Raw genomic sequence first — 21081 nt, forward strand, 5'->3', positions numbered from 1 at the left:
ATAAGATACTATGTCATTTTCAGTTTATAGGAAGATAATAAACTTTATTTTATTACTTATGGCAGGTAATCTGTCTGCTCAGGTAACCTACTATGATGCGGCTGAATTCCAGTTATTGGGAAAGGCTACCACTGCTACCACAGAGCGGTATGTACGTTTGCCCGATTCATTGGAACATATTTCTCGTTTACCGTTATGGCAACTAAGTCGGAATTCATCGGGTATGGCAGTGCGTTTCCGAAGCAATTCCACTCAAGTTGCAGTAAAATGGGAATCATTGGTTAACTTCCATATGAATCATATGACTGATGTAGCAGTGAAAGGACTTGACCTCTACTGTCTGGAAGGAAAGAACTGGTACTTTGTGAATAGTGCCTGTCCCACGGGGAAAAATACGGAATCTAGCCTCATCAGCGGTATGGAAGCCAAAGAACGGGAGTTTATGATTTATTTGCCGCTATACGACGGACTGGTTTCTTTGTCGATTGGAATCGATGCTGATGCCAGTATCAATCAGCCCGCGGTGGAAAGTCCTGTACGTGAAAAACCTGTAGTATTTTATGGAACCAGCATTCTTCAAGGCGGATGTGCCTCCCGTCCGGGCATGGCTCACACCAATATTATCTCACGCCGTTTGAATCGGGAATGTATCAATCTTGGATTTAGTGGTAATGCTTTTCTTGATCTTGGAGTAGCTCAAGTGATGGCTGGAGTAGATGCCGGTGTTTTCGTGCTTGATTTTGTACCCAATGTCACGGTAGAGCAGATAAATGAGCGAATGGAGAGGTTTTACCGTATTCTTCGTGACAGACATCCTCACACACCTGTCATCTTTATTGAAGATCCACAATTCATGGATTCTTACTACAACAACACCAATGCCCGGAAAATTAAGACTTTGAATGATGCCTTACGTCGTATATTTAATGAGTTGAAAAAAGGAAAAGAAAAAAATATATACTATATATCCTCAAAGATGATGCTTGGAAGCGATCGTGAGGCAACAGTAGATGGCATTCATTTTACCGATGTGGGTATGATGCGTTATGCTGATCTGGTGACTCCAGTGATTAAAAAGCTACTTAAAAAATAGTGGTTTTATGGCTCATTCACTATTAACTTTGTCTGAAAACAAACTATATGAGAAAGAGTAATGCATATTATTATGATCCTTGCATCAAAGCTATAGATACGGGGTATCATGGTATTATTTGAGAAATCGATAATCAATATGACTGTCTTATGTTGAATAGAATGTCTTTATGCTATTTTTTCTTTACTTTCGATGACTGATGCTTTTGATAAATAGATGAAACTAGAGTGAGAAACCACTAAGATATAGAATTTATATACAGAATTGTGCATAAAACAGCTGTCGTTTGCATATAAATTACCGTATTATTTGCTCAAAACATAAGGTTGATTGTTGTGAAACATAAGAATGATTGTAATGAAACATAAGGTTGGTTTTAAAGGAACGTCCCATTGGTTTAAAAGAAACGCTAAGTACGTTTAGAAGGAACGTATTTTAGCCCTGAAATAGGGGGTATTTCATTTATTAGACCCAGTTTTAGGCTAAAAGTTAATAATCAGAATAATGCGAAGTAGCATAAAAAAATAAGATGTATTACAGGATAGTGTGAGAAATAACGTAAAAAGAACATATACATGGATATATCTGCAACAAAGTGATTTCTTATAATGGCAAATCTCTGCCATTTTATCCTCTATTCTGTACAGTGGATGGAAATACGCCTGACAGAGAATTTATAATTAGCAAAATGACAAAATGCCATTTTGCTAATTATAAATTCTCTGTCCTTAATAAAATGATTCTGGTTTTAATGGCCAATCTGTAATCGTTGATATATAGGGAATCAATGATGTAGCCATTTTTGTCTGTCCTTTATAGTTGGGATGCCATACTGCTCCTAAGTCTGTAGTAACATTAAAAAGTCCTTCGGGAAGAACGGCTATATAAACTTTCTTGTCATTCAGTTCTTTGCGCATACGTTCCATGTATTCAACGATCTGTCGTTGGGCAATAGCCGGACTGATACATAGCACAGGGATATCTCCATAATTCTCACGGAGACGATTGATCAGTAGTGTATAAGCACGAATAAACTCATCTTCCAATGGATATAATCCGGTTGAGAAGTCATTGCTCCCTAAATTGATAACGACCAGATCCGGCTTGTATGTTTTAAAATCCCACTTTTTATCCAGATCCATATCAAATGTATTCAGCATACGGTCTTTCATTGTCACGGCAGATACCCGGACAGAATCACCATAATTGCGTACTACTCCTCTTCCTGAGTGTGCTATAAGTGTGTAGTCCGCATCAAAGTAGCGGGCAATAATCGTGGCATAAGACAAATTGCAGTTTTCAGTTTCAGCTTTGTAGGGTTCACTACGATCTTTTCCTTCAACTCCATAACCACACGTCAGTGAATTACCGATAAACTCGATATGTCTGGATGGACGGTCCGTTTCCTTTTCAAGTTTTCCTCCGGCAGGAAGCACAAATTGATGAATCGTTGTTTTGCCCCATTCTCCTTCAGTGCGTTTCTGAATCAATACGCGATGTACTCCCTTGTCAATGCCGGATATAAAATTAATCAGAGTGTCCTTGCCGGTAACTTTTACAATCTTATGCAAAAGACTGTCAATAAAGACGTTGTAATAATTGATGCCTGTATCTGATACTTTCAGAGACAATTCACCGCCCGAAAGCCGTGTACGGAGATATGAATGCAAAAAATAAACGTTTCGTCATGACTTCTATCTTTATTTTAATTCAAATCTGAGAATTTCTTTGATGTCTGTAGCCGACGCTGCTATGATGCCGAAGATTACTAATACTGAAGAATCAACCATGAATATTTATCTTTCTTTATTTACACACGAAATAAAATTCGATCTGTAAATTCATAGGTTTTACTACTTCATTAATTTTTTAATGATTGGAGTCACCAGATCTGCATACCTCATCATTCCTAAGTCTGTAAAATGAATACCATCCACTGTTGCTTCCCCGTCATTACCTATCATGTTTTTCGAATGAATCAAGTATATCTTCTTTTCACCTTGTTTCTTTAGTGAATTAAATATCTCATTTAAGGTCTGATTTTTCCTTTTCACTTCACGGTCTATTCTTTGGTCGAATAATGTGTGAGTGAAGACAGGGTCTTCTATAAACACAATGGGCGTATCAGGGTGCTTATCCCGGATGATTCGGTAGAAAGTTTCCATTCGTTCCCCCATTTGTTCAACGGAAGCATTGGGTACAAAATCCAGCACAAAGACACTGGCATCTACTTCTGACATTATTTTTGCTACTTCCAGATCGAGCAATGCATTGCCACTGAACCCTAGATTAATACACTCTCGGTTGAGGCGTCGTGAAATGATGTTAGTATGTGCCATTCCCGGACGCGCTGCACATCCTCCTTGCAAGATACTGGTACCGTAAAAAGCAACAGGCTTTTTGCGGACCGGACTGTCAACTAAAGGTTGGTCAATAGTTGACAATGAGTCTACTCCGATAGACAGGGAGGCGACTCCGTCATATAAAGGCAGATAGAGCATGTATTCCCTTTCTTTGGGCTGCATGTTTGCAATAATCGTTGCACTGTTCGTTTTAGCAGTAGGGCGGGCACTGTTGACAAAACGCCAGTCACCGTTTTCCTGAAGGCAATAAAGGTCGAGTCCTTTGGTTCCTACATCCGTCATATGATTCATATGATTATTAAAAAGAGCCTCCCATTTTACCGCTATTTGGGTGGAGTTACTCCGAAAACGTATTGCCAGACCTGCGGAGTTACGGCTTAAGTTCCACAACCGTTCGCGAGATACGTTCTTCAATGAATCCGGAAATCTTTCATAACGAGTTCCGGTAGCTTCAGTGGCTTTCCCAAGAAGAGGGAATTGTGACGCTTCATGATACGTCAGTTGTGCTTGCAGGTCGAATCCAAACAAGCACAACATAGTAAGAATAAAAAAATGTTTCATCATTTACTTAATTCCGACAGCAGTCAACACTTTCCGTTGCTTGCCGTCACTGCCTTTAATTGTTTCTTTTCCGTTGACCAGCATACATGACGAGCCGCCTCCATCTAAATTTAAAGCCTCTGTACAACCCAGATCCTTCATAACTGTGGCTACATTGGCAGTAGTTAATCCTGCTACTCCTTCTGTCATGTTTCTGCCTTCGCATACAAAGATAATCATTTTTTTATTATTTGTATATCCAATGGCGGTACGAGGTTGATTAGATGCAGCAGAAATATTCAACATCTCCTGTACATAGGTATTTTTGATTTCACCTCCACGCAGTAAAACTGTTACTCCTCCGATACCGGTGGTTGCTTCCAATGCCTTCGCACCACTGGGAAAAGTAGATGACGGTGCCGGAAGCGGGTCCTTTTTTATATCATTGTCAGCAGGGGCAGGGTAACAGTAATTGATTCCATCGGAACCTTGATAAGTCCATGTGGTTTGAAATGTTCCATCTTTCATCTGACAGAAAGCTCCTAAAGTCGGATACCACATCGTAACCCAGTCCTCTGAATAATAATTCTGATTAGGAGCTAGTAATTGCCCATTACGAATTACCAGATTCTGTGAATAATAGAACCCGCTGCTAGCGAAGAACAATCCGCCATTAACAACGATAGGATCTTTAGAAGATTCATAAAATTCCGAAGGAGTATTCAATGCCTTTCCTCCATATCCATTAGCTTCTTGTGAAAAGGCAATATCTCCCAGAACTTCGAATTTAGCTTTAGTCATATCGGCAACGGCTATATATGCAATAGCCTTTTTCCCGGCTAAATTCTCTGGAGATTTGTATACTTGAATATAATCGGGAAGTTTGCCGAGATTATCGACAGCCGTCCATCCTTGTTCTATAATATCAGGATTCGGGTCTTCTTCTTCGGTATCCTGATCCCATTCCCACGGATGATCCGGATAGTTCTCTCCTCCACATGAACATACGGAAAAAGCAAATAAAACTGTTGCTATAAAATACAATCGTTTGATTATCATAATCATGTCCTCCAAAAACATTTTAGTTTGGTAAATAATATCGTTATAAGTAAAGCCAGAGAAGTTACAATGACTCCTCTCAAAAAGCCAAGCCATGCATTTTGATCCAGATAAGACAGGTAAGTTCCCAGTCCTGCGAGGTTTAATATCGGCAATACGACCAGTTGAGTGGATACATAAGCAATCATAGGATTCTGACCTGCGTATTCCAGTGGTCGTGTCAGTCTTCTCCATGAGTAGATATCACACATGATGGAAAAGGCAATCATAGCCATAAATGCAAGTCCAGCTGACAGAAAATAGTAGCTGTAGGTAGAAGGATCTTTCCGGATGCCTCCTTCGTAGGCTTCAAAAGCCAGTCCCAGTAGTACCAGATAAGCACCTGCTTTAAATAGCCTGTACCAATAATTGGCATTTTTCCCTTCAATCTGTAGCAAAACGTACAAAATGCTTAGGATAATGATACTTCCTGCCAAGTTGAGAAGCAAATACCGCATATACAAACCGTACAAATTCAAAATAATAAGTCCGATAGTAAGCAGGAGTATCCAGGGCATTCTTTTATACTCGTCATTGTTGGAAGCTATAGATGGCGTTGTCTGTTTGCTCTGCAGCCATCCGTACAGATACTCTCCGGCAATCGTACCGGGAATTACGATAAACAGATATTTCAGGTAGGCAAACTGATACATCCATGGTAACGGAGAGAATGTCATCACAGCATGATTCCATGATTCCGGATTCTCTTTCCCCAGAAATACTGCCATGATAAATGGCAGTATGCCGATACGAATCCACGGCTTATTGATTGTAAAAGTATAGATTAACGAACCGAAGATTGCCATATTGGCTAATACCAGAATGATGATATTGCTATATCCTAAACTAAAGGTCCGCCCATCGGCATACGTGATGTTCAGCAACATGATGACACCGATGAAATAAGCAGCTATTTTAATCAGTAATCTCACGTATTCCGGCATCTTGAACGGGATTCTCATAAACATGGGAAACATCAATGCAAAACCGGCTAACGCAATCAGCCATGACCGGATATCCTGTGGAGAAGATACCACCCAAGGATAGATATGTTGAATGTAAATAGCAAAAAAAGTCAGACGAAAACCTCGCAGTACACTATCGTATACAATCTTCCAGCGGGAGCTGCCTTTTCTGTATTTGTTACCTATTGAAAAAGGGAAGGCAGCTCCCATAGCAAACAAGAAAAAGGGAAACACGAGGTCTACCCACGTGATGCCATATATAGAACCATCGAATACAAAATTAGAACGAGGTCCTACCTGGGCATGATACATCCAGCCGGGGAGTACTCCCCAAGCGATACTTCCGGAAAGCACCATCGTAAGAATTGCATATCCTCGGAGGGCATCCAAAGAAGAAGCTCGTATATTACTGTTCATATTTATTTTTTTATTGTTGTACTACGATTCGGAATGGTGAAGCCGGTATCTCCGCATTATTAAAAAGATCACCTTCCATATAATTGCGGAAACAATAGCGCACTTCGACGGGATGGGATATGGAATCATTCCATACTTTTACACGTGCGGAGCCATTTATAATTTCTGCTTCTGCCGGCACAATCCTTCCATTCTTATCTACCAGTTCGAATCCTTTCAGTCTTTGGTTTTCGGGAATAAGTCCTTCATTGCCGTTCTCAAAAGTGATTTCTACCACATTTCCTTTCAGTTGACAGCTTTTATAAAAAGGCCCTGCATATAGGAAACCTTCTTTGCCATAGGTTTTTGCCAGCGCCCAATATGCCAGCCGCTCACCGACCTTGATTTTATAAGGAGGATGAATAAACTTTTCACTTCCTGCATCGGTCGTTGTCACCATCCCTACATTGGGAACTTCGTACATAAGTTCCAACTGACACTGACGAAACCATGCCCGGTCCAGCTTATCTTTCCCTTCTGCCTGCCAAGGAGTGATTTGCACATAATATAAGGGCATTCCGGGATTATTGAAAAATTCTCTCCACTGTGCCACCATGGCAGGAAACAGTTTCTTATAAAGAGTCGGATTGGGAGAGTTCGACTCTCCCTGATACCAGATAACCCCTTTGATTGGGAATCCTTTCCAGGGATTTACCATTGCATTCCATAACAAGGTAGGGGTACCTGCAGGCCATTCAAACTCGGCTTGGTTGATATCCGGCAACTGGACTTCAGGAAAGTGTTGCAAAGTTTCTTTATCCATCCAGGTTTCTATTTTCGAAGCACTCCATGAACAATGAATGAGACCGACAGGGACATCTAATGAATGCTGTAACAAGTCACCGAAGAAATAAGCGACAGCACTAAAATCTCCGACTTCTTTGGGAGACAACTCCGACCAATGACCTGTGACGCCCTCTTCTTTAGGAGTTGTACTCCAATCTCTCTTGACGGTAAACAGGCGTAGTTCCCGCTTAGGATCGGCGGTTACAATATAAGGTTGCGAACCGTACACCGGTTGTCCGCGAAATCCCCTGACGGGCATTTCCATATTAGATTGTCCCGAGCAAAACCAGACTTCGCCAATCAGAATATTATTCAGCGTCAGTTTTTCGCCATCCGAAAAGGAGATTGTATAAGGACCGCCTGCGGCAGGAGTGAGAAGCTTTAGCTTCCAGTTACCTTCCTGATCACTCCGGGTCGTTACTTTATGCTGATTCCATGATGCAATCGCAACGATTTGTTTATTGGCGGATGCTTTTCCCCTAAAGATTACTTCCGATTGTTGCTGCAACACCATGTTGTCTCCCCAAATGGAAGTTAGCCTGACTTTTGCCTGTATTCCCAATGGGAATAACAGGCAAATAATCCATAAGTAATATCTTAGATATTTCATTGTTTCTTATTTAGAAATTGTTTGCAGGTAAACATTACCGAAGCGGTCTGTTACTTTAATTTCTATGTTAGCTCTCGGATTTTCAGGAGTGGCACGAAACATGTGACCGGTGTTTGCTGCTGATATCCAGCTTTGCATGGTTCTTTTCTTATCCGTACATACTTTGTGTGCATAAGGGTCGACTCCTGTATATTGAGTCATTGCTCCCATTACTTTCCCGTTTTCCAGCCATTCTACTTTCCAGCTCTTATCCCAGTTCCATACGTTTGCTATAATGTCTTTTGGAAACTCCTTGGATGTTCCTGCTCCGTAACTACGGAATTGGTAATCTTTCGGATGACCGGCACTTTTATAATACCATTTTACCTGATTGCCGTCTACTTCATAGACTCCGTATCCTTGGGGAGTTCCGTCTATGCAGACATCTGCATGCCACCAAATGCCGCATACGGCAGCTGTGTTATGTTCCATCTGATGATCGTTGAATACGATATTGGAGTTAGAATGAAGATGTCCCGTCAGAAAGTGGGTTTCGTATCCGTCCAATAATCGGTGAACAGATTCGGCATTGATCGTTTCTCCCGCCAGCATACCGTAATCATAGTTGAAAGGCCTTTTCTGTTCCGTTATCCGAGTGGGGATATGTGTCATGAAGAATACCAGTGTGCCTTTAGGTACATAAGATAAATCTTCTTCCAGCCATTTGAAAGTAGTTTCATCTACATAACCGATGTAGAAGTATTCACGTCCCACATAAAAGTTGTTGTTTATAACAATATAGTGGGCATTTCCTTTGTTGAACGAATAATGGGTAGGACCGAAATATCCTTCGAAAGTCCGGTACGATGTTTCATGAGTAGCTCCGTTACAATCGATATCGTGATTACCGATTGCGCGGTATATGGGTATATCCAGTTTTTTTGCTTTATCTATATAAGGTGGAAAGAAAGTGGCTGGTGTGTCCCAGAAGATATCTCCGCAATTCAGTCCGAATACATCACGATCGGTATGTTGGTCGATTAATTGTTTATAGTCATCGACGATGGGGGCGTACAAATCCCAATGTTCTTTCAAGCCGGCTTGTACATCTGCTTCCAGTACAAACAGATGTTTGCTGTCATCTTTAGGATTCTTCTTCAGGCGGAAGTTATATTCATTTGTCTTGCTCAGATCAATTTCCTGATAGAATCTGGGAATGGTCTGTTCGCAGTCTGTCAGGTATCCGGCAGGAGTTGTGATATATACAAAACGTGTATTTCCGAGATTTGGCAGATGATAGATACCGTTCTTGTCTGTAGTGACACAACGCAGTCCGTCTGTCACTACCACATTGGCTATGCCTTTGCCGTCGCAGGTAACGGTTCCTTTAATCATTCCCGCTTCATCCAGCTTGGTTTCATCCAGTGCTTCTTTTAGTTCGTCCCACCATCCGTTACGAATAATATGTACAATATCAAAAATCATCACACCGTCCGATTCTTTCAGATTCATGCGTACCGCCTTCTGAAACTGATTTACATCTCGTTTGTAATCTTCTACATACAGTCCTCCGCATACGGGTACTGCATCTTTCAACAAGTATTTGGAGTATTTGCAACCTCCTTCTACGCATAGATATTCTCCGGTAGAAAATTCACTGTCCGTTTCATTTTTATGTTTGCCGGATGACCGGTAATAATCGTCGAGTGTTACATTCCAATAATAATTCCCGTTTGTGTAGAAATCCAGTAATTCGGCAAATCCATAATTCTTATAGTCGGGTGTTGCCCAACTGAAGTCTTTGCTGACATCATACTTCTGGCTTGCCCAGTTTACTCCTACTTCGAAGTAGGTAGGATACCATGCCCCTGTGTAGGCCGCCAGCATACAATCGGGATTCACTTTTTTGATGGAAGTACGTACGTCTTTGATGAAATTATAGATGACGGAAGCCCTCCATGTCAGCCATTGATGATAATACGGACCACCGACACGGTCAATTCCTCCTTCAGCATTAGGCCGCCATTCAAGTATATCCTCCGGAAATCTGTCTATCTTCTTTCCTATAAACTTCTCGAACATTTTTCGGGATTCGGGAGAGAAATCAGAGTCGATACAATCGTAACGGGCACGATCCAGCATAATGCCGTCGAAAGCATAATTCCTGACTACTTCCTTGATAATGTCTATTTCGTATTTCTGCACTTCCTTTAATGCCGGATTCAGGAACATGGTAGGTTTTCCTTCTATTTCCGTTACGGGCAATAATCCTTTGCGTGGGACATAATTGATGGCCTGCCATTTCTTATGCTTATCAAAAACGGCACCACGCTTTACGATATTCTGTCCATCTGCAAAAATATTCATCCCGGCAAAGATAACCATCCCATGGGCATGGGCTGCCTTAATAAAGGTATTGATAAAGTCAAAATCCGGACGATCGAAATTCTTCCAGTTCTTTTTCTGTGCGGCGTATTTGCTGGGGTATAGCACTTCACCTGTGTTATCTTTTATATCCAATACTAAGTGAGTGATTCCTGCTTCATGGCATTTGTCCACATAGTAACGGATGGAATCCGGGTAGCTGAATCTCTGAAAATTTGCAGAACAATCCAACCACATCACTTTGGATTTTCCGGTAGCAAAAGCCACCATTCCAATCCATAACAGTAGGGAGATAATTGAGAGTCTTTTCATATGTTTATAGGGTTCAAATGTTTATTATTTCAGAGCTCCTCCAGCTCTCATTCCATTTTCAACTTCTTTCCATAATCCTTTATTGATGATATGTACTATGTCAAATACCATCAATCCGTCTGATGCTTTCAGGTTCATTTCGATTGTTGCCGAGAGTTTTGCAGGGTTATCATAGAATTGATCTACCAGGATCCCCCCCATGAATTGATTGTCTTTCATTATATGGCGTAATTTCTGACACGATCCTTCTACCGAATACCATGTGCCGCTTTGGCCTTGTGAATCGGTTTCGTTCCATACAGTTTTCTTATTCTTCAGAGATTCTTCGATTGTGATATCTGTATAGTAGTTGCCGGTAGCATAGAGGTCGATCAGTTCTGCATATCCATAGTTTTTGTATTCCGGAGTAGCCCAATCAAAATCTTTACTCGGGTCATACTGGTTACTGGCAAAGTTGACTCCCACTTCATAATAGGAAGGATACCAGGCACCCGTATAAGTACCAAAAGAAATGTCTGGATTGACAGCTTTTACTTCCTTTCGGGCAAGAGCCATAAAGTCGTAAATATTCTTGGTACGCCATTCGGTCCATTTCAGAAAATACTTGCCGCGCTCGGGATAATATTTGCCGTTGGAGTCTTTCTTCCATTCAAAAATATCTTCCGGGAATTTTTCTACTTTTTGTCCGACATATGCTTCAAACTGCTGGCGGGAGATATCGGAAAAGTCGGCGGAAATACCATCATATCTTACTCTGTCCAGCATTAATCCGTCTAAATCAGGGTAACGTTTAACCAGGTCTTTCAGGACATTCAGAATATGTGTCCGAAAATCCTCGTTGATAGGGTTCACCATGGCAGAATATTTTTTCTTTTCGTTTGTTATGGAAGTCATGCCTTCCGGAGTATATACAACAGATGCCCACTCGGGGTGAGTGGAATACACCAATCCACGGTCAAAGTAGTTATGACCGGCAACAAATACATTGAGAGAAGCATGCACTTCTATTCCCAATTCATGCGCTTTCTTGATAAAATGTCCCAGATAGTCAAAGTCTTTACGTTCATATCCTTGCCATTCGCGCATCTTAGGTGCGAATTCTGTGTCGAACAATACTTCTCCCGTGATAGGGCGTACATCAACAACGGCGTGGGTAAAGCCCAGTGATTTTATCTTAGTCAGATAATAATCTATTGAATCGGGATAGCTGAAACGTTCAAAATTGGCTTCAGCATCAAACCACATCAAGGCAGGTTTTACATTTTTGTCTGCTGTCTGGGGTGTAGTGCTTTTACATCCTCCCAGTGCTGTGATCAGTAAAACGGATAAGAGTGCTAGTGTTATTTTCTTCATGTTATTATATGCTATTCAGTTATTCCTTTTATTTCATCGCAAGTTCGATGCCTTCTTTGGCATATTGCCACTGACCGGCTTTTTTCAAATGAATCATATCAAACAGGAAATATCCGTCACATACGTCCATACAAGCTTTTACAGACTGTACGATTGCTTGGTTTTCTTGTTCCTGGGTTGCCTGATTGTTGGTATCCCAGTTACCTACATCCGGACCTCCGGCTACAATAGGACATTCTCCTTTAATCTTATCTTTCGCCAATGAACAAAATCCTTCCATAGTCCATTCGGTAGTTCCATGTACTTTAAGCGGAGAAGCATAGGCACCGATAAGGATCTGATCCATGCAGGCAGCATAGCCATAATTCATATATTTGCCGGTTGCCCATTTGTAATAACGAGAGGTATCATAAGTGGCAGCAGCCCAGTTAACGCCTACATCATAATAGGAAGAGTACCAACCACCTACGTAAACTCCAAATTTAATTTTAGAGTTGACTTCTTTGACGGCAGTGCGTGCTTTCTGCATAAAGTCATAAATCACTTTTGCGCGGAATTCCAACCACTTAGTCATATATTTAGGATAGGTGGCAGGAAGACTGGAAGCACCCGGTGCCAAAATGTCGTCCGGGTAATTTTGGATTTTTATTCCTCCCATGTAAGCCTCGAATTGCTTACGGGACTCTTCAGAAAAATCGGCTTGCAGATTAAGGAAGCGTCCACGGTCTAAGAAGATACCGTCCAGATCGTAGCTTGCAAGATCTTTCAGTAAGTTACAAAGGAAAGTTTGTACTTCCGGATGGGCAGGATTGAAGAACTTGGCACTTTCACTAGTGTTCATTACACTTGTAATCCCTGTCTGCATGTTCATCTGCGTTGCCCATGCTGCTTTAGACTGATCTCTGTACAAAAGTCCTGTGCCTCCGTCGATCTGATTTCCACCGACAAAAGTATTAATGGCGGCATGGATACGAAGTCCCTGTTTGCGTGCTTCGTCAACGAAGGCTTGCAGGTAGTCCCATGTTGCTGTTCTTTCTACTTTGGTATAGTTGCTTCCGATCCAGGCATACATAAATTTGACCTGATCTACATGATTCGTTTTAAATAAAACATCTCCGGTAGTGGGACGTACATCTACTACAATATCAGTGAAACCGGCATCTTTGGCTAAAGCCAGATCACGGGCTATGTTTTCTTTGCTGTTGGCAAAATCGGGAAAGTTGGCAGCTGCGTCAATCCAGATATAACGGGGTTTGGAGGCATTAGGATTCTCTGTCGGTTCTTCGTCTCCTCCTCCGCTGGTGTCTCCCCAATAATCTTTTGAATCGCTGCCGCCACATGCCATGCACAAGCAGGCAGCTATTCCTCCTATAAATGCTTTTATTATATTTTTCTTGATATTCATTTTATACGACTTAATAGTTGAAGTAAAAAGCCTGTACCTGAAAGAGGTACAGGCTTTTTGCATAAAGATGGTATTTTACATGTCGATACAGTCACACTGTACGCAACCTACGTATCCATTGCAGAACATAAAGTAAACGTACATATAATAACCGTCATCAGAAACTTTCAAAACTACATCACCACAGTAATTACCGTTCGTATTTCCAAGAATCTTAGAACCATAGTTTCCATTGATTCCCAAACCGGTACTTCCGAAGTCAATAGCCTGAGTAGCTAACGAGCCTGATGAAAGATCGAACAAGTAGATATTATCGGCAGTTCCCCAATTCCATGGATTCACCAGATTTGAAGCGACATATTCCACCTTGTTAAATACTGTATAATCGACAGCATTCGGTACGTAGTTTCCATCAAGTGCCACTCCCTTATTCTTAATTGCATTTGTTTTTCCATCCATCCAGCATAGGTTGCGTGGTTCGGCGTAGAACGTAGTATAATAATCACTGGTCGGATCTGTCGGATCAGAGTAAATGACATCAGCATTTGTTCCCCATCCGCCTATTCCTTGCGCTGTAATGATGTCCGGAGTCTGTGATTTAAGTACGCCATTCTCTACCTGCCAACGGGCAAACTGGCCTGAAGTGGCATAGATAGGAGCGGTAATAATAGCATTACTGTTCAGACTGCCACATACTGACAGTTTTCTGCCCATAGCCAGCGAAGTTGTAAATTCTATGTATTTCTCCGGTGCTTGGTCGACTCCCGAGGCTTTCCATACAGTAAAGGCTGGTCCGGCATTTGGAGTCAGATTCGTGAACAGGATATTTCCGTCCTTGTCTGCTGTTGCATAGAAATTAGTCAGACTACCTGCAAAGCTAATGTTCATTGTTCCTGCTTTTTCGCCATTCTTGGCATGCAAGTATACAGGATTCTTCGCACGTTCATTAATGACTACATAGTCATTTGTTACAGCAATACCGGTTGTCATATCGAAGCTGGAGATTCCTATGTCTGTCAGTTTCTTAGCCCAAATAAGTTTAGCACTGTTTGCACGCAAGCCGGCAGCAATCTTTTCAGGGATTTCCTTCTTGACGGTATACGTAGATTTAGTTGTACCGTTTTGCGCAGTCACAGTGACTTTCTGGTCTTGGTCGTAATTCAATGCAACCGTAGTCGGATCAGGTGAGATCGTTGCTCCGTGAGATATTGATACATCTGCTAAAACTTCACCTATACTTTCCAGGCTAATCAGAGAAATAGTTTTGGTACTTTCGTTGATAATACCTGATAATCCCAGACTTGTAAGATTGAATTTCGTGATTGTGCACTCATTACTTTTACGTATTTCTGCTACAACTTTATATTCGGTACTCGTACCGGTCTGATCTTTCACCGTAATATAATTGTCCTTTGTCATATCCATAAATAATAATGTCGGATAAACATATACATTATTATCAAGGTCAGCGATTACACGCATTTTCTTCAAGTCAGATGTTTGCAGAACGTTGTCTGAAAGTTTGGGGTAGTTATACGGAAATACAACTGTAATTATATGATTCGTATAATCTATTTCACTCGTGAAACTGTTGTCATCACTGTCGTCATCCGGGAAGGATGCTGTCAAATTGTTGATTATGTTTCGTTCAACAGTCGGATTAAAATCTTCCGGGCTGTGACACGCACTCATACCCATCAGAAACGCAATGACTGAAACGATTGATAATATTTTATTTTTCATTGTATTAAGCTTTTAGTTATTTCCATTCATCATATTGCTCAATTAACGCATTGTTTTTTATCTCAGAGGTCGGTACCGGCAGGACATATAATTTCTGCGGGAATTTACGATCCTGTCCGTCACAATCGATGTATTCGTATGTGCCGTTCGTTATCTTAAGACCATGGCAGCGATAGTTGTTATATTCGATGTGGGCCAGTTTCCAACGGCGCATATCCCAGAACAAATGTCCTTCGTATGCCAATTCTACTTTACGCTCATTACGATAATCTTTGAACCATGCCTCACCACTCGAAGACTTGCCCGGCAAATTCACTCCTGCACGAGCACGAACTCTATTCATTAAAGACTGTGCTTCACCGGTTTTATTAAGCCGGTATGCAGCTTCGGCTTTGTTTAGCAGAACTTCTGCAAAACGGATTTCTACCCATGCCTGTGAACTTTTAGTACCTTTTACATCAATCAGTTTCTCATCCAATAGTTTGCGCAAGAAATAACCAGTGGTTGTTTTTCCATACGAATAAGATTGTTCACGATAAGCCATGAAAGCTCCGTTTGTTCCACCTACACTACAGTCCATGACTTTACCTTTCCATGTACAGCCACGATAGATAATTGTGGCTGCGAAGCGTGGCTCTAGTTGGTCATAAGGAGGTTCTTTTGTGGTAGTGCCATGCCATTCGGTCCAATCTACCTTATTGCCGTTCTTGTCTTCATAAGATTCTACCATTTCCTGAGTAGGAGTACCCAAAGCACCAAAGTCATAACCATCACATTGAGGAACATAATATTGGTCAAAAGTGTGGTTGGGTCCACTGTCTTTATTGTAATCAAATTCCAGAATAGCTTCCTTATTGTTACCTTTCCAAGCATCCGCATAGTTGTCTACCAAATCATACAACTGAAGTTTTTCAACTTCATCGGCTGCATTATAGGCATCTTGCCAACGTTCTGCATATAGCATAGCACGTGATTTCAATGCATAGGCAGCCCCCTTTGTCACCCGGCCTTTATTGGCCGCATCCCATTCTTTTGGCAGGTTGGTAGCTGCAAAGTCCAGATCATCTGCAATGAACTGCCATGTTTCAGCTGCCGTACTCCGTGCTTTATCATTAGAGGCAGGAAGGTCGTCGTAAAGAATAACTCCGCCATGACGTTTAGCTAATTGGAAATAAACGTAAGCACGGAAGAAACGTACTTGGGCTTCCCATTTCAAATTCTTGTCTTCAGGGAATGTTGAGTATTGTTTCTGCATGGACAGGAATTGGTTCATCTGACGGATGTTACCGTATGCGAGGTCTTTATCCCAAATGTTGTAACGGCATCCATCCGGACTGATAACATCCGGATTGGTGACGTAGTTGTTCGGATGTCCGGCTCTGTCTCCTAAAGCTACCGAACCGTATTTGAATGTCTCAGTCAGACTTTCAGTCAAACTTCCGGAGAACTGTGATTCACCGAACTGACCATATTTGTTCAGATATGTATAGAAAGCATTCACATACTTATCTACATATGCTTCATCTTGCCAAACAATCTCATCACTTACAGTCGATGTCTGTTTGACACCGTCCAGCCAATCATTGCACGAACTGATGGTAAAGCCTAATGCTAGTGCTAATGATATATTTAATAATATCTTTTTCATATACTTCCGTTTTTTAGAATGTTAGTTTTACACCTAGCGTATAAGTTCTCTGTTGCGGGTAATAACCATTGTTTACAGCAGGAGATTCCGGGTCAATGTTGTATTTGGTCAGTCCGCTAAAGGTCAACAGGTTATAGCCTTCAACATAGAGTCTCAGACCTTCTATACCTGCAGGGTTCAGCCATTTCTTCGGGAAATTGTAACCAATTTGTGCAGTCTTCAGGCGCATATAGTTTCCGTTTCTGTACCAGAAGGTAGAAGAGTATCCATTGTTATTACTTGGACCAGTAATTTCCAGGCGTGGGAATTCTGCATTGGTATGTTCCGGAGTCCATGAGTTTTCAACCAGGAATGTCGGTGAGTTTCCTCCATGATAGAAAGGTTTGGTAAATGAGGTATTATCTTGTGTACCCGCAGAACCGCTGGCTGTATACTGACCGGTCAGGGCTACGACATTACCCAATCCCCAAGAGAACAACAAGTCAAAGTCAAATCCTTTCCAATTACCGAATAAGTTCAAAGAACCGGTATGTTTCGGAGTAGCACTTTTACCTACATAACCTTGATCTTGTGCAGCAGTAATGATACCGTCTCCATTTCTATCTACATATTTAATGTATCCCGGCAGGGCTTTATAACCTTTGACGGTAGCCGAATTAGCAATCTCTTCTTCGCTTTGGAACAGTCCATTGGCGATGAAACCGTATTTGGAACCTATTTGCTTTCCTGTCAGACGCTGATATTCAGGAGCATTATCCGAATCACCTACATATTTCAGCCAACGGCCATATGCATAAGACCAGATTAATTTCGCACCATAATTGAATTTGTTGATATGATTATAGTGAGTCAGAGTTAGATCAAATCCTTTATAATCACTTTTATTCACGTTTGCAGAACTGAAATAGTATCCGCCTCTTGAAGGAGCATATGCACCTGTGACTGTAGCCAGTTTGTCATATTCATATTTGTAGAATACATCAAATTCGACACCTAATAATCCGTTCCACATCGTTGCGTCAACGCCGACATTATAATTCAGACATTGAGCCCATGACAAATTAGGATTACCTAATACAGAAGCATACATCATTGTCTGGCTGCTTCCACCAATGATTACGGCATTTTTTGTAATGCCCATCGTATTTCTCCATTGGAAAGCGCTTACGCCACTTGTGGCAGTCTTACCAATACCGGCTCTTAGCTTCAGGTTATTGATCCAGGGTGCGTTGAACCAGTTTTCATTATTGATTCTCCAACCTGCGGAAACACCGGGCAATGTCACCCAACGTTTGTTCATTCCACCAAACAGGTAGCTACCGTCATGACGTAGAGAAGCTTCCAAATAATACTTATCGTCGTAATTATAGTTCACACGTCCTACAAAGCCCGCTACTCTTGTATGTCCGCTATATCCTCCGATGCTCGGGAACTTTTCTGCTCCGTTTCCGGTTTTATTAGTTATCTGGTTAAGTTCATCCAGTTGGATAAAGTCCAGTCCGTAACCGGTTGCGCTCAACGCATTACTCTTATTCTCACGAGTTTCTGCGAGAAACATTCCACCTACGGTATGCTTGCCAAACTTATTATCGTAGGTTACACTTGTTTGTGTAGTAAATGTATATCCTCTGGATGCGGATTCACTCAAACTAATAGAGTTACCGGATGCATCTGTTCCTTTATAATAGGTTAATGAAGTGCTTTCACTTGTTGGAAGGTTCATTATCATCACTTCATAAGGATTACTCAGGATTTTACTGAAGTTATAAGTTAAGTCATAAGCTCCCTGGAATTTGAAACTTAATCCTTTCAGCCATGGTGCGTCATACTTCAAGCTGAAGTTAGACTGAATATAAGAATAATTGGATTTGCTGTATCCCGATTCGTTGATAGATGCTAACGGAGCTACCGGAGAGGAAGCGGTCGGCGTAGATACATTGTAAGTTTTTCCATCATATTCGTAAGTATCGGGCACATAAGGCAAGGCACGAATAACTTGTTGTGGTACATTATGCCAGTCATCCGGATTAGCGGAATAACGAGGGGAATCTCTTTTCTCAATACGACCGGATACTCCTAATGTGAAGGTAAGACTCTTGGTTAATTTGGCATCGATATTGGAACGAAGGTTTAAACGGTTGTAACCATAATTGTCGATATTACCTTTCTCATCCAGATAACCGATAGATGCGAAGAAACGCACTCTGTCACTACCTCCGGTTGCCGATATATTATGGTGTGTACGAGTACCGGTACCATAGATCTTATCATACCAGTTTGTATTTCCCCAACCATCAACTCCATCTTTCATTTTCTGCACCATTTCTGAGGTAAATACTGTAGGGTCACCTTGTAACTCCCGTGCTTTATTATACCAGTAAGCATATCCGGGACCGTCCAACCACTCTTGTTGTTCCGCATTCTGGCTGAAACCGACCGAACCGGTATAAGTGATAGACATCTTTTCCGCTTTTCCCTGTTTGGTAGTAACGATGAAAACACCGTTGGCATCCAAACCATAAACAGCTACGGCAGAGGCATCTTTCAAGATAGATACAGACTCTATTTCGTTAGGGTCCAAGCCGTTAAAGTCGGCAGACGTACGGCGGATACCATCAATCACATATACAATACCGCTCTGACCGCGCATTGTCAGTGTTGCATTGTCCGATCCCGGCTGACCGCTGGACTGTACGGCTGCAACTCCGGCAATACGTGCACCAACTACGTTACTGATACTCATCGTAGGAGCTTTCAACAATTCTTTGTCGGATACTGTAGATATGGCTCCGGTAATACTGCCACGTTTTTGTGTTCCGTACCCAACTACCACCACTTCGTCCAGTGAAGCAACATCGTCTTTCATGGTTACCGAAATGAAATGCTGACCATTTACTTTGATGTCCTGAGTATTCATACCAACATAAGAGAATATCAATACATCATTATTTCGGGCATTGATACTAAACTTTCCATCCATGTCTGTTATCGTACCACTGGTCGTACCTTTGACGGCTACAGACACTCCTGGCAATGGTTCGCCACCACCATCACTTACTGATCCTTTTATTACGTTTTGTGCGAAACAACTCAATGTGCACATGAACGCAATAAACAATGAGGTCATGAACCTCGGATTCCATTTGATTCTTTTTTTCATTGCATTACAATATTAGATAGGTTTATAGAATAAAGTGTTCACAATATCTTTCATATAGGTGCCCGGCTTGCAGGTAAGCCGAGTTAGGGCTCATGAAATGAGAAAACTCAAATGTGATTGCATTTTCCATTCCAGCTCTTCTCGCAGCATCCAGCTTTAACAGCAGCTTTTCCCATTTGATAGGTAAGAAACGAATAGGCATGTCACGGTCGAAAGATTCGATATTGGTCCAGCATTTCATGTTGTATTTATCTGCCAGTTTCTTATTGATAACCAAATAGTCATATAATTCATGATAATCCACCTGACCATCTTGAAAAGCCATGATATCAACAGCTCCATTGACGTTATTCAATATTTCATCCCATTCTTCCTCATGCTCTTTCACAGACAGTGCTTTGTCGCCTGCCATTACCTGGTCTGTTTTTACTCCGTGTATATAAGGAGAGACCATGGTCGACAGATTCCCGGAAACTGCTTTGGCATGTTTCCCGACTTCTGCATAAATCTTGGACATATTCTTTGTGCGCCGGCTGATTTCTTGTGACAAATACCAGCCCTGGAATGATTTATGATGACCATATTTTTTCCAGACTTCGTCTATCAGTGCCATATTCAGATCTATTTCTTTCTGAAACAGTCCTTCCTGCCAGTACTTTCCGGAGTCATACATTCCAAAGTAAAAAGCCATATTGTATTTATCGGCTAATGTCAGGAACATTTCAACCAAGTCTACAGGGGGATAATAGACATCTTCTTTTCCTAATAAACATTGAAAAGGGGAGGCAATCCATTTGCCGAGACCGGCTCGAATGAGCACAACGGTATTGATTCCCATTTTCTTCATTGCTTTAAAATCCTGATCCCACTCTTTGGTACCCCAGTTCTGATGCGGAATATCCCAGCTTATTTCATCCAGAAAAGTCGCTTTAATAGGCATTCCTTTTAGAGCATCGGGCGTAGCAAACGTCTCGAATGTCTCTTCGTCAGTAGCTACTTTTTTTATAGGAGTGCAAGCTGTCAGAAGCTTGCTGCCTGCTAACAGTGAACATGTGGCAAATGCGGTTTTCAGAAAATTACGTCGTCCATTCATAGTGTTGTTATTAATTTAGGGTTATAAACTTTCCAGTGTTTTCCAGCACTGATACAGCCCTCTCGGTACGTGGAAGCATCCTTTCCATTTTC

Annotated in this window: 12 protein-coding genes and 1 pseudogene; 1 reads left to right on the plus strand and 12 read right to left on the minus strand. The window is 41.5% G+C overall.

Translation table 11 applies throughout. The features are described 5' to 3' along the window. Positions 1–10 precede the first annotated feature (10 nt). Positions 11–1093 carry an SGNH/GDSL hydrolase family protein gene (locus HMPREF2794_RS05650; RefSeq protein ID WP_029425725.1) on the plus strand — a complete coding sequence of 361 codons (1083 nt, stop codon included), beginning with the start codon at positions 11–13 and terminating at the stop codon, positions 1091–1093. Between the two features lie 728 nt (positions 1094–1821). Here HMPREF2794_RS05650 and HMPREF2794_RS05655 read toward each other — a convergent pair. The 12 genes and pseudogenes from HMPREF2794_RS05655 to HMPREF2794_RS05710 all read right to left on the minus strand — a co-directional run bounded on the left by HMPREF2794_RS05655 (position 1822) and on the right by HMPREF2794_RS05710 (position 20989). Continuing rightward, the gene (locus HMPREF2794_RS05655; protein WP_138339065.1) at positions 1822–2763 is read right to left on the minus strand and encodes an SGNH/GDSL hydrolase family protein; all 942 of its coding nucleotides are present in this window, start codon (positions 2761–2763) and stop codon (positions 1822–1824) included. Positions 2764–2946: 183 nt separating this feature from the next. Then, entirely contained in the window at positions 2947–3993 is a 1047-nt protein-coding gene (locus HMPREF2794_RS05660) for an SGNH/GDSL hydrolase family protein (RefSeq protein WP_087935390.1), read from the minus strand. 27 nt (positions 3994–4020) lie between these two features. Next, on the minus strand, positions 4021–5055 hold the full coding sequence (locus HMPREF2794_RS05665) for a phosphodiester glycosidase family protein (RefSeq protein WP_070751127.1): 1035 nt from the start codon (positions 5053–5055) through the stop codon (positions 4021–4023). Positions 5056–5057: 2 nt separating this feature from the next. After that, positions 5058–6476 carry a DUF5009 domain-containing protein gene (locus HMPREF2794_RS05670; protein WP_070751115.1) on the minus strand — a complete coding sequence of 473 codons (1419 nt, stop codon included), beginning with the start codon at positions 6474–6476 and terminating at the stop codon, positions 5058–5060. Between the two features lie 13 nt (positions 6477–6489). Next, a pseudogene (locus HMPREF2794_RS05675) lies at positions 6490–7911 on the minus strand (sialate O-acetylesterase); the annotation flags it as partial. A 6-nt stretch (positions 7912–7917) separates the two neighbouring features. Further along, entirely contained in the window at positions 7918–10587 is a 2670-nt protein-coding gene (locus tag HMPREF2794_RS05680; RefSeq protein ID WP_070751120.1) for a calcineurin-like phosphoesterase C-terminal domain-containing protein, read from the minus strand. Between the two features lie 24 nt (positions 10588–10611). Further along, positions 10612–11940: an alpha amylase family protein gene (locus HMPREF2794_RS05685; protein WP_070751122.1), complete on the minus strand. Its 1329-nt coding sequence runs from the start codon at positions 11938–11940 to the stop codon at positions 10612–10614. A gap of 28 nt (positions 11941–11968) precedes the next feature. After that, positions 11969–13345, minus strand: coding sequence for an alpha amylase family protein (locus HMPREF2794_RS05690; RefSeq protein ID WP_083312015.1), 1377 nt, complete (start codon positions 13343–13345; stop codon positions 11969–11971). 75 nt (positions 13346–13420) lie between these two features. Continuing rightward, positions 13421–15088 carry a DUF5018 domain-containing protein gene (locus HMPREF2794_RS05695; protein WP_010539479.1) on the minus strand — a complete coding sequence of 556 codons (1668 nt, stop codon included), beginning with the start codon at positions 15086–15088 and terminating at the stop codon, positions 13421–13423. Positions 15089–15104: 16 nt separating this feature from the next. Continuing rightward, the gene (locus HMPREF2794_RS05700) at positions 15105–16736 is read right to left on the minus strand and encodes a RagB/SusD family nutrient uptake outer membrane protein (RefSeq protein WP_010539478.1); all 1632 of its coding nucleotides are present in this window, start codon (positions 16734–16736) and stop codon (positions 15105–15107) included. Positions 16737–16749: 13 nt separating this feature from the next. Beyond that, on the minus strand, positions 16750–19896 hold the full coding sequence (locus HMPREF2794_RS05705; RefSeq protein ID WP_070751124.1) for a SusC/RagA family TonB-linked outer membrane protein: 3147 nt from the start codon (positions 19894–19896) through the stop codon (positions 16750–16752). A gap of 22 nt (positions 19897–19918) precedes the next feature. After that, on the minus strand, positions 19919–20989 hold the full coding sequence (locus tag HMPREF2794_RS05710; RefSeq protein ID WP_070751125.1) for a DUF4434 domain-containing protein: 1071 nt from the start codon (positions 20987–20989) through the stop codon (positions 19919–19921). Between the last annotated feature and the right edge of the window lie 92 nt (positions 20990–21081).

Origin of the sequence: Bacteroides sp. HMSC067B03 (genome assembly GCF_001811315.1) — a bacterium.
GTDB classification, from domain to species: domain Bacteria; phylum Bacteroidota; class Bacteroidia; order Bacteroidales; family Bacteroidaceae; genus Bacteroides; species Bacteroides faecis.

Bases quoted from the DNA above. Each gene is read 5' to 3' on its own strand.
- HMPREF2794_RS05650 (WP_029425725.1), top strand. From the start codon at position 11: ATGTCATTTTCAGTTTATAGGAAGATAATAAACTTTATTTTATTACTT.
- HMPREF2794_RS05660 (WP_087935390.1), bottom strand. From the start codon at position 3,993: ATGTTGTGCTTGTTTGGATTCGACCTGCAAGCACAACTGACGTATCAT.
- HMPREF2794_RS05665 (WP_070751127.1), bottom strand. From the start codon at position 5,055: ATGATAATCAAACGATTGTATTTTATAGCAACAGTTTTATTTGCTTTT.
- HMPREF2794_RS05670 (WP_070751115.1), bottom strand. From the start codon at position 6,476: ATGAACAGTAATATACGAGCTTCTTCTTTGGATGCCCTCCGAGGATAT.
- HMPREF2794_RS05680 (WP_070751120.1), bottom strand. From the start codon at position 10,587: ATGAAAAGACTCTCAATTATCTCCCTACTGTTATGGATTGGAATGGTG.
- HMPREF2794_RS05685 (WP_070751122.1), bottom strand. From the start codon at position 11,940: ATGAAGAAAATAACACTAGCACTCTTATCCGTTTTACTGATCACAGCA.
- HMPREF2794_RS05690 (WP_083312015.1), bottom strand. From the start codon at position 13,345: ATGAATATCAAGAAAAATATAATAAAAGCATTTATAGGAGGAATAGCT.
- HMPREF2794_RS05695 (WP_010539479.1), bottom strand. From the start codon at position 15,088: ATGAAAAATAAAATATTATCAATCGTTTCAGTCATTGCGTTTCTGATG.
- HMPREF2794_RS05700 (WP_010539478.1), bottom strand. From the start codon at position 16,736: ATGAAAAAGATATTATTAAATATATCATTAGCACTAGCATTAGGCTTT.
- HMPREF2794_RS05705 (WP_070751124.1), bottom strand. From the start codon at position 19,896: ATGAAAAAAAGAATCAAATGGAATCCGAGGTTCATGACCTCATTGTTT.
- HMPREF2794_RS05710 (WP_070751125.1), bottom strand. From the start codon at position 20,989: ATGAATGGACGACGTAATTTTCTGAAAACCGCATTTGCCACATGTTCA.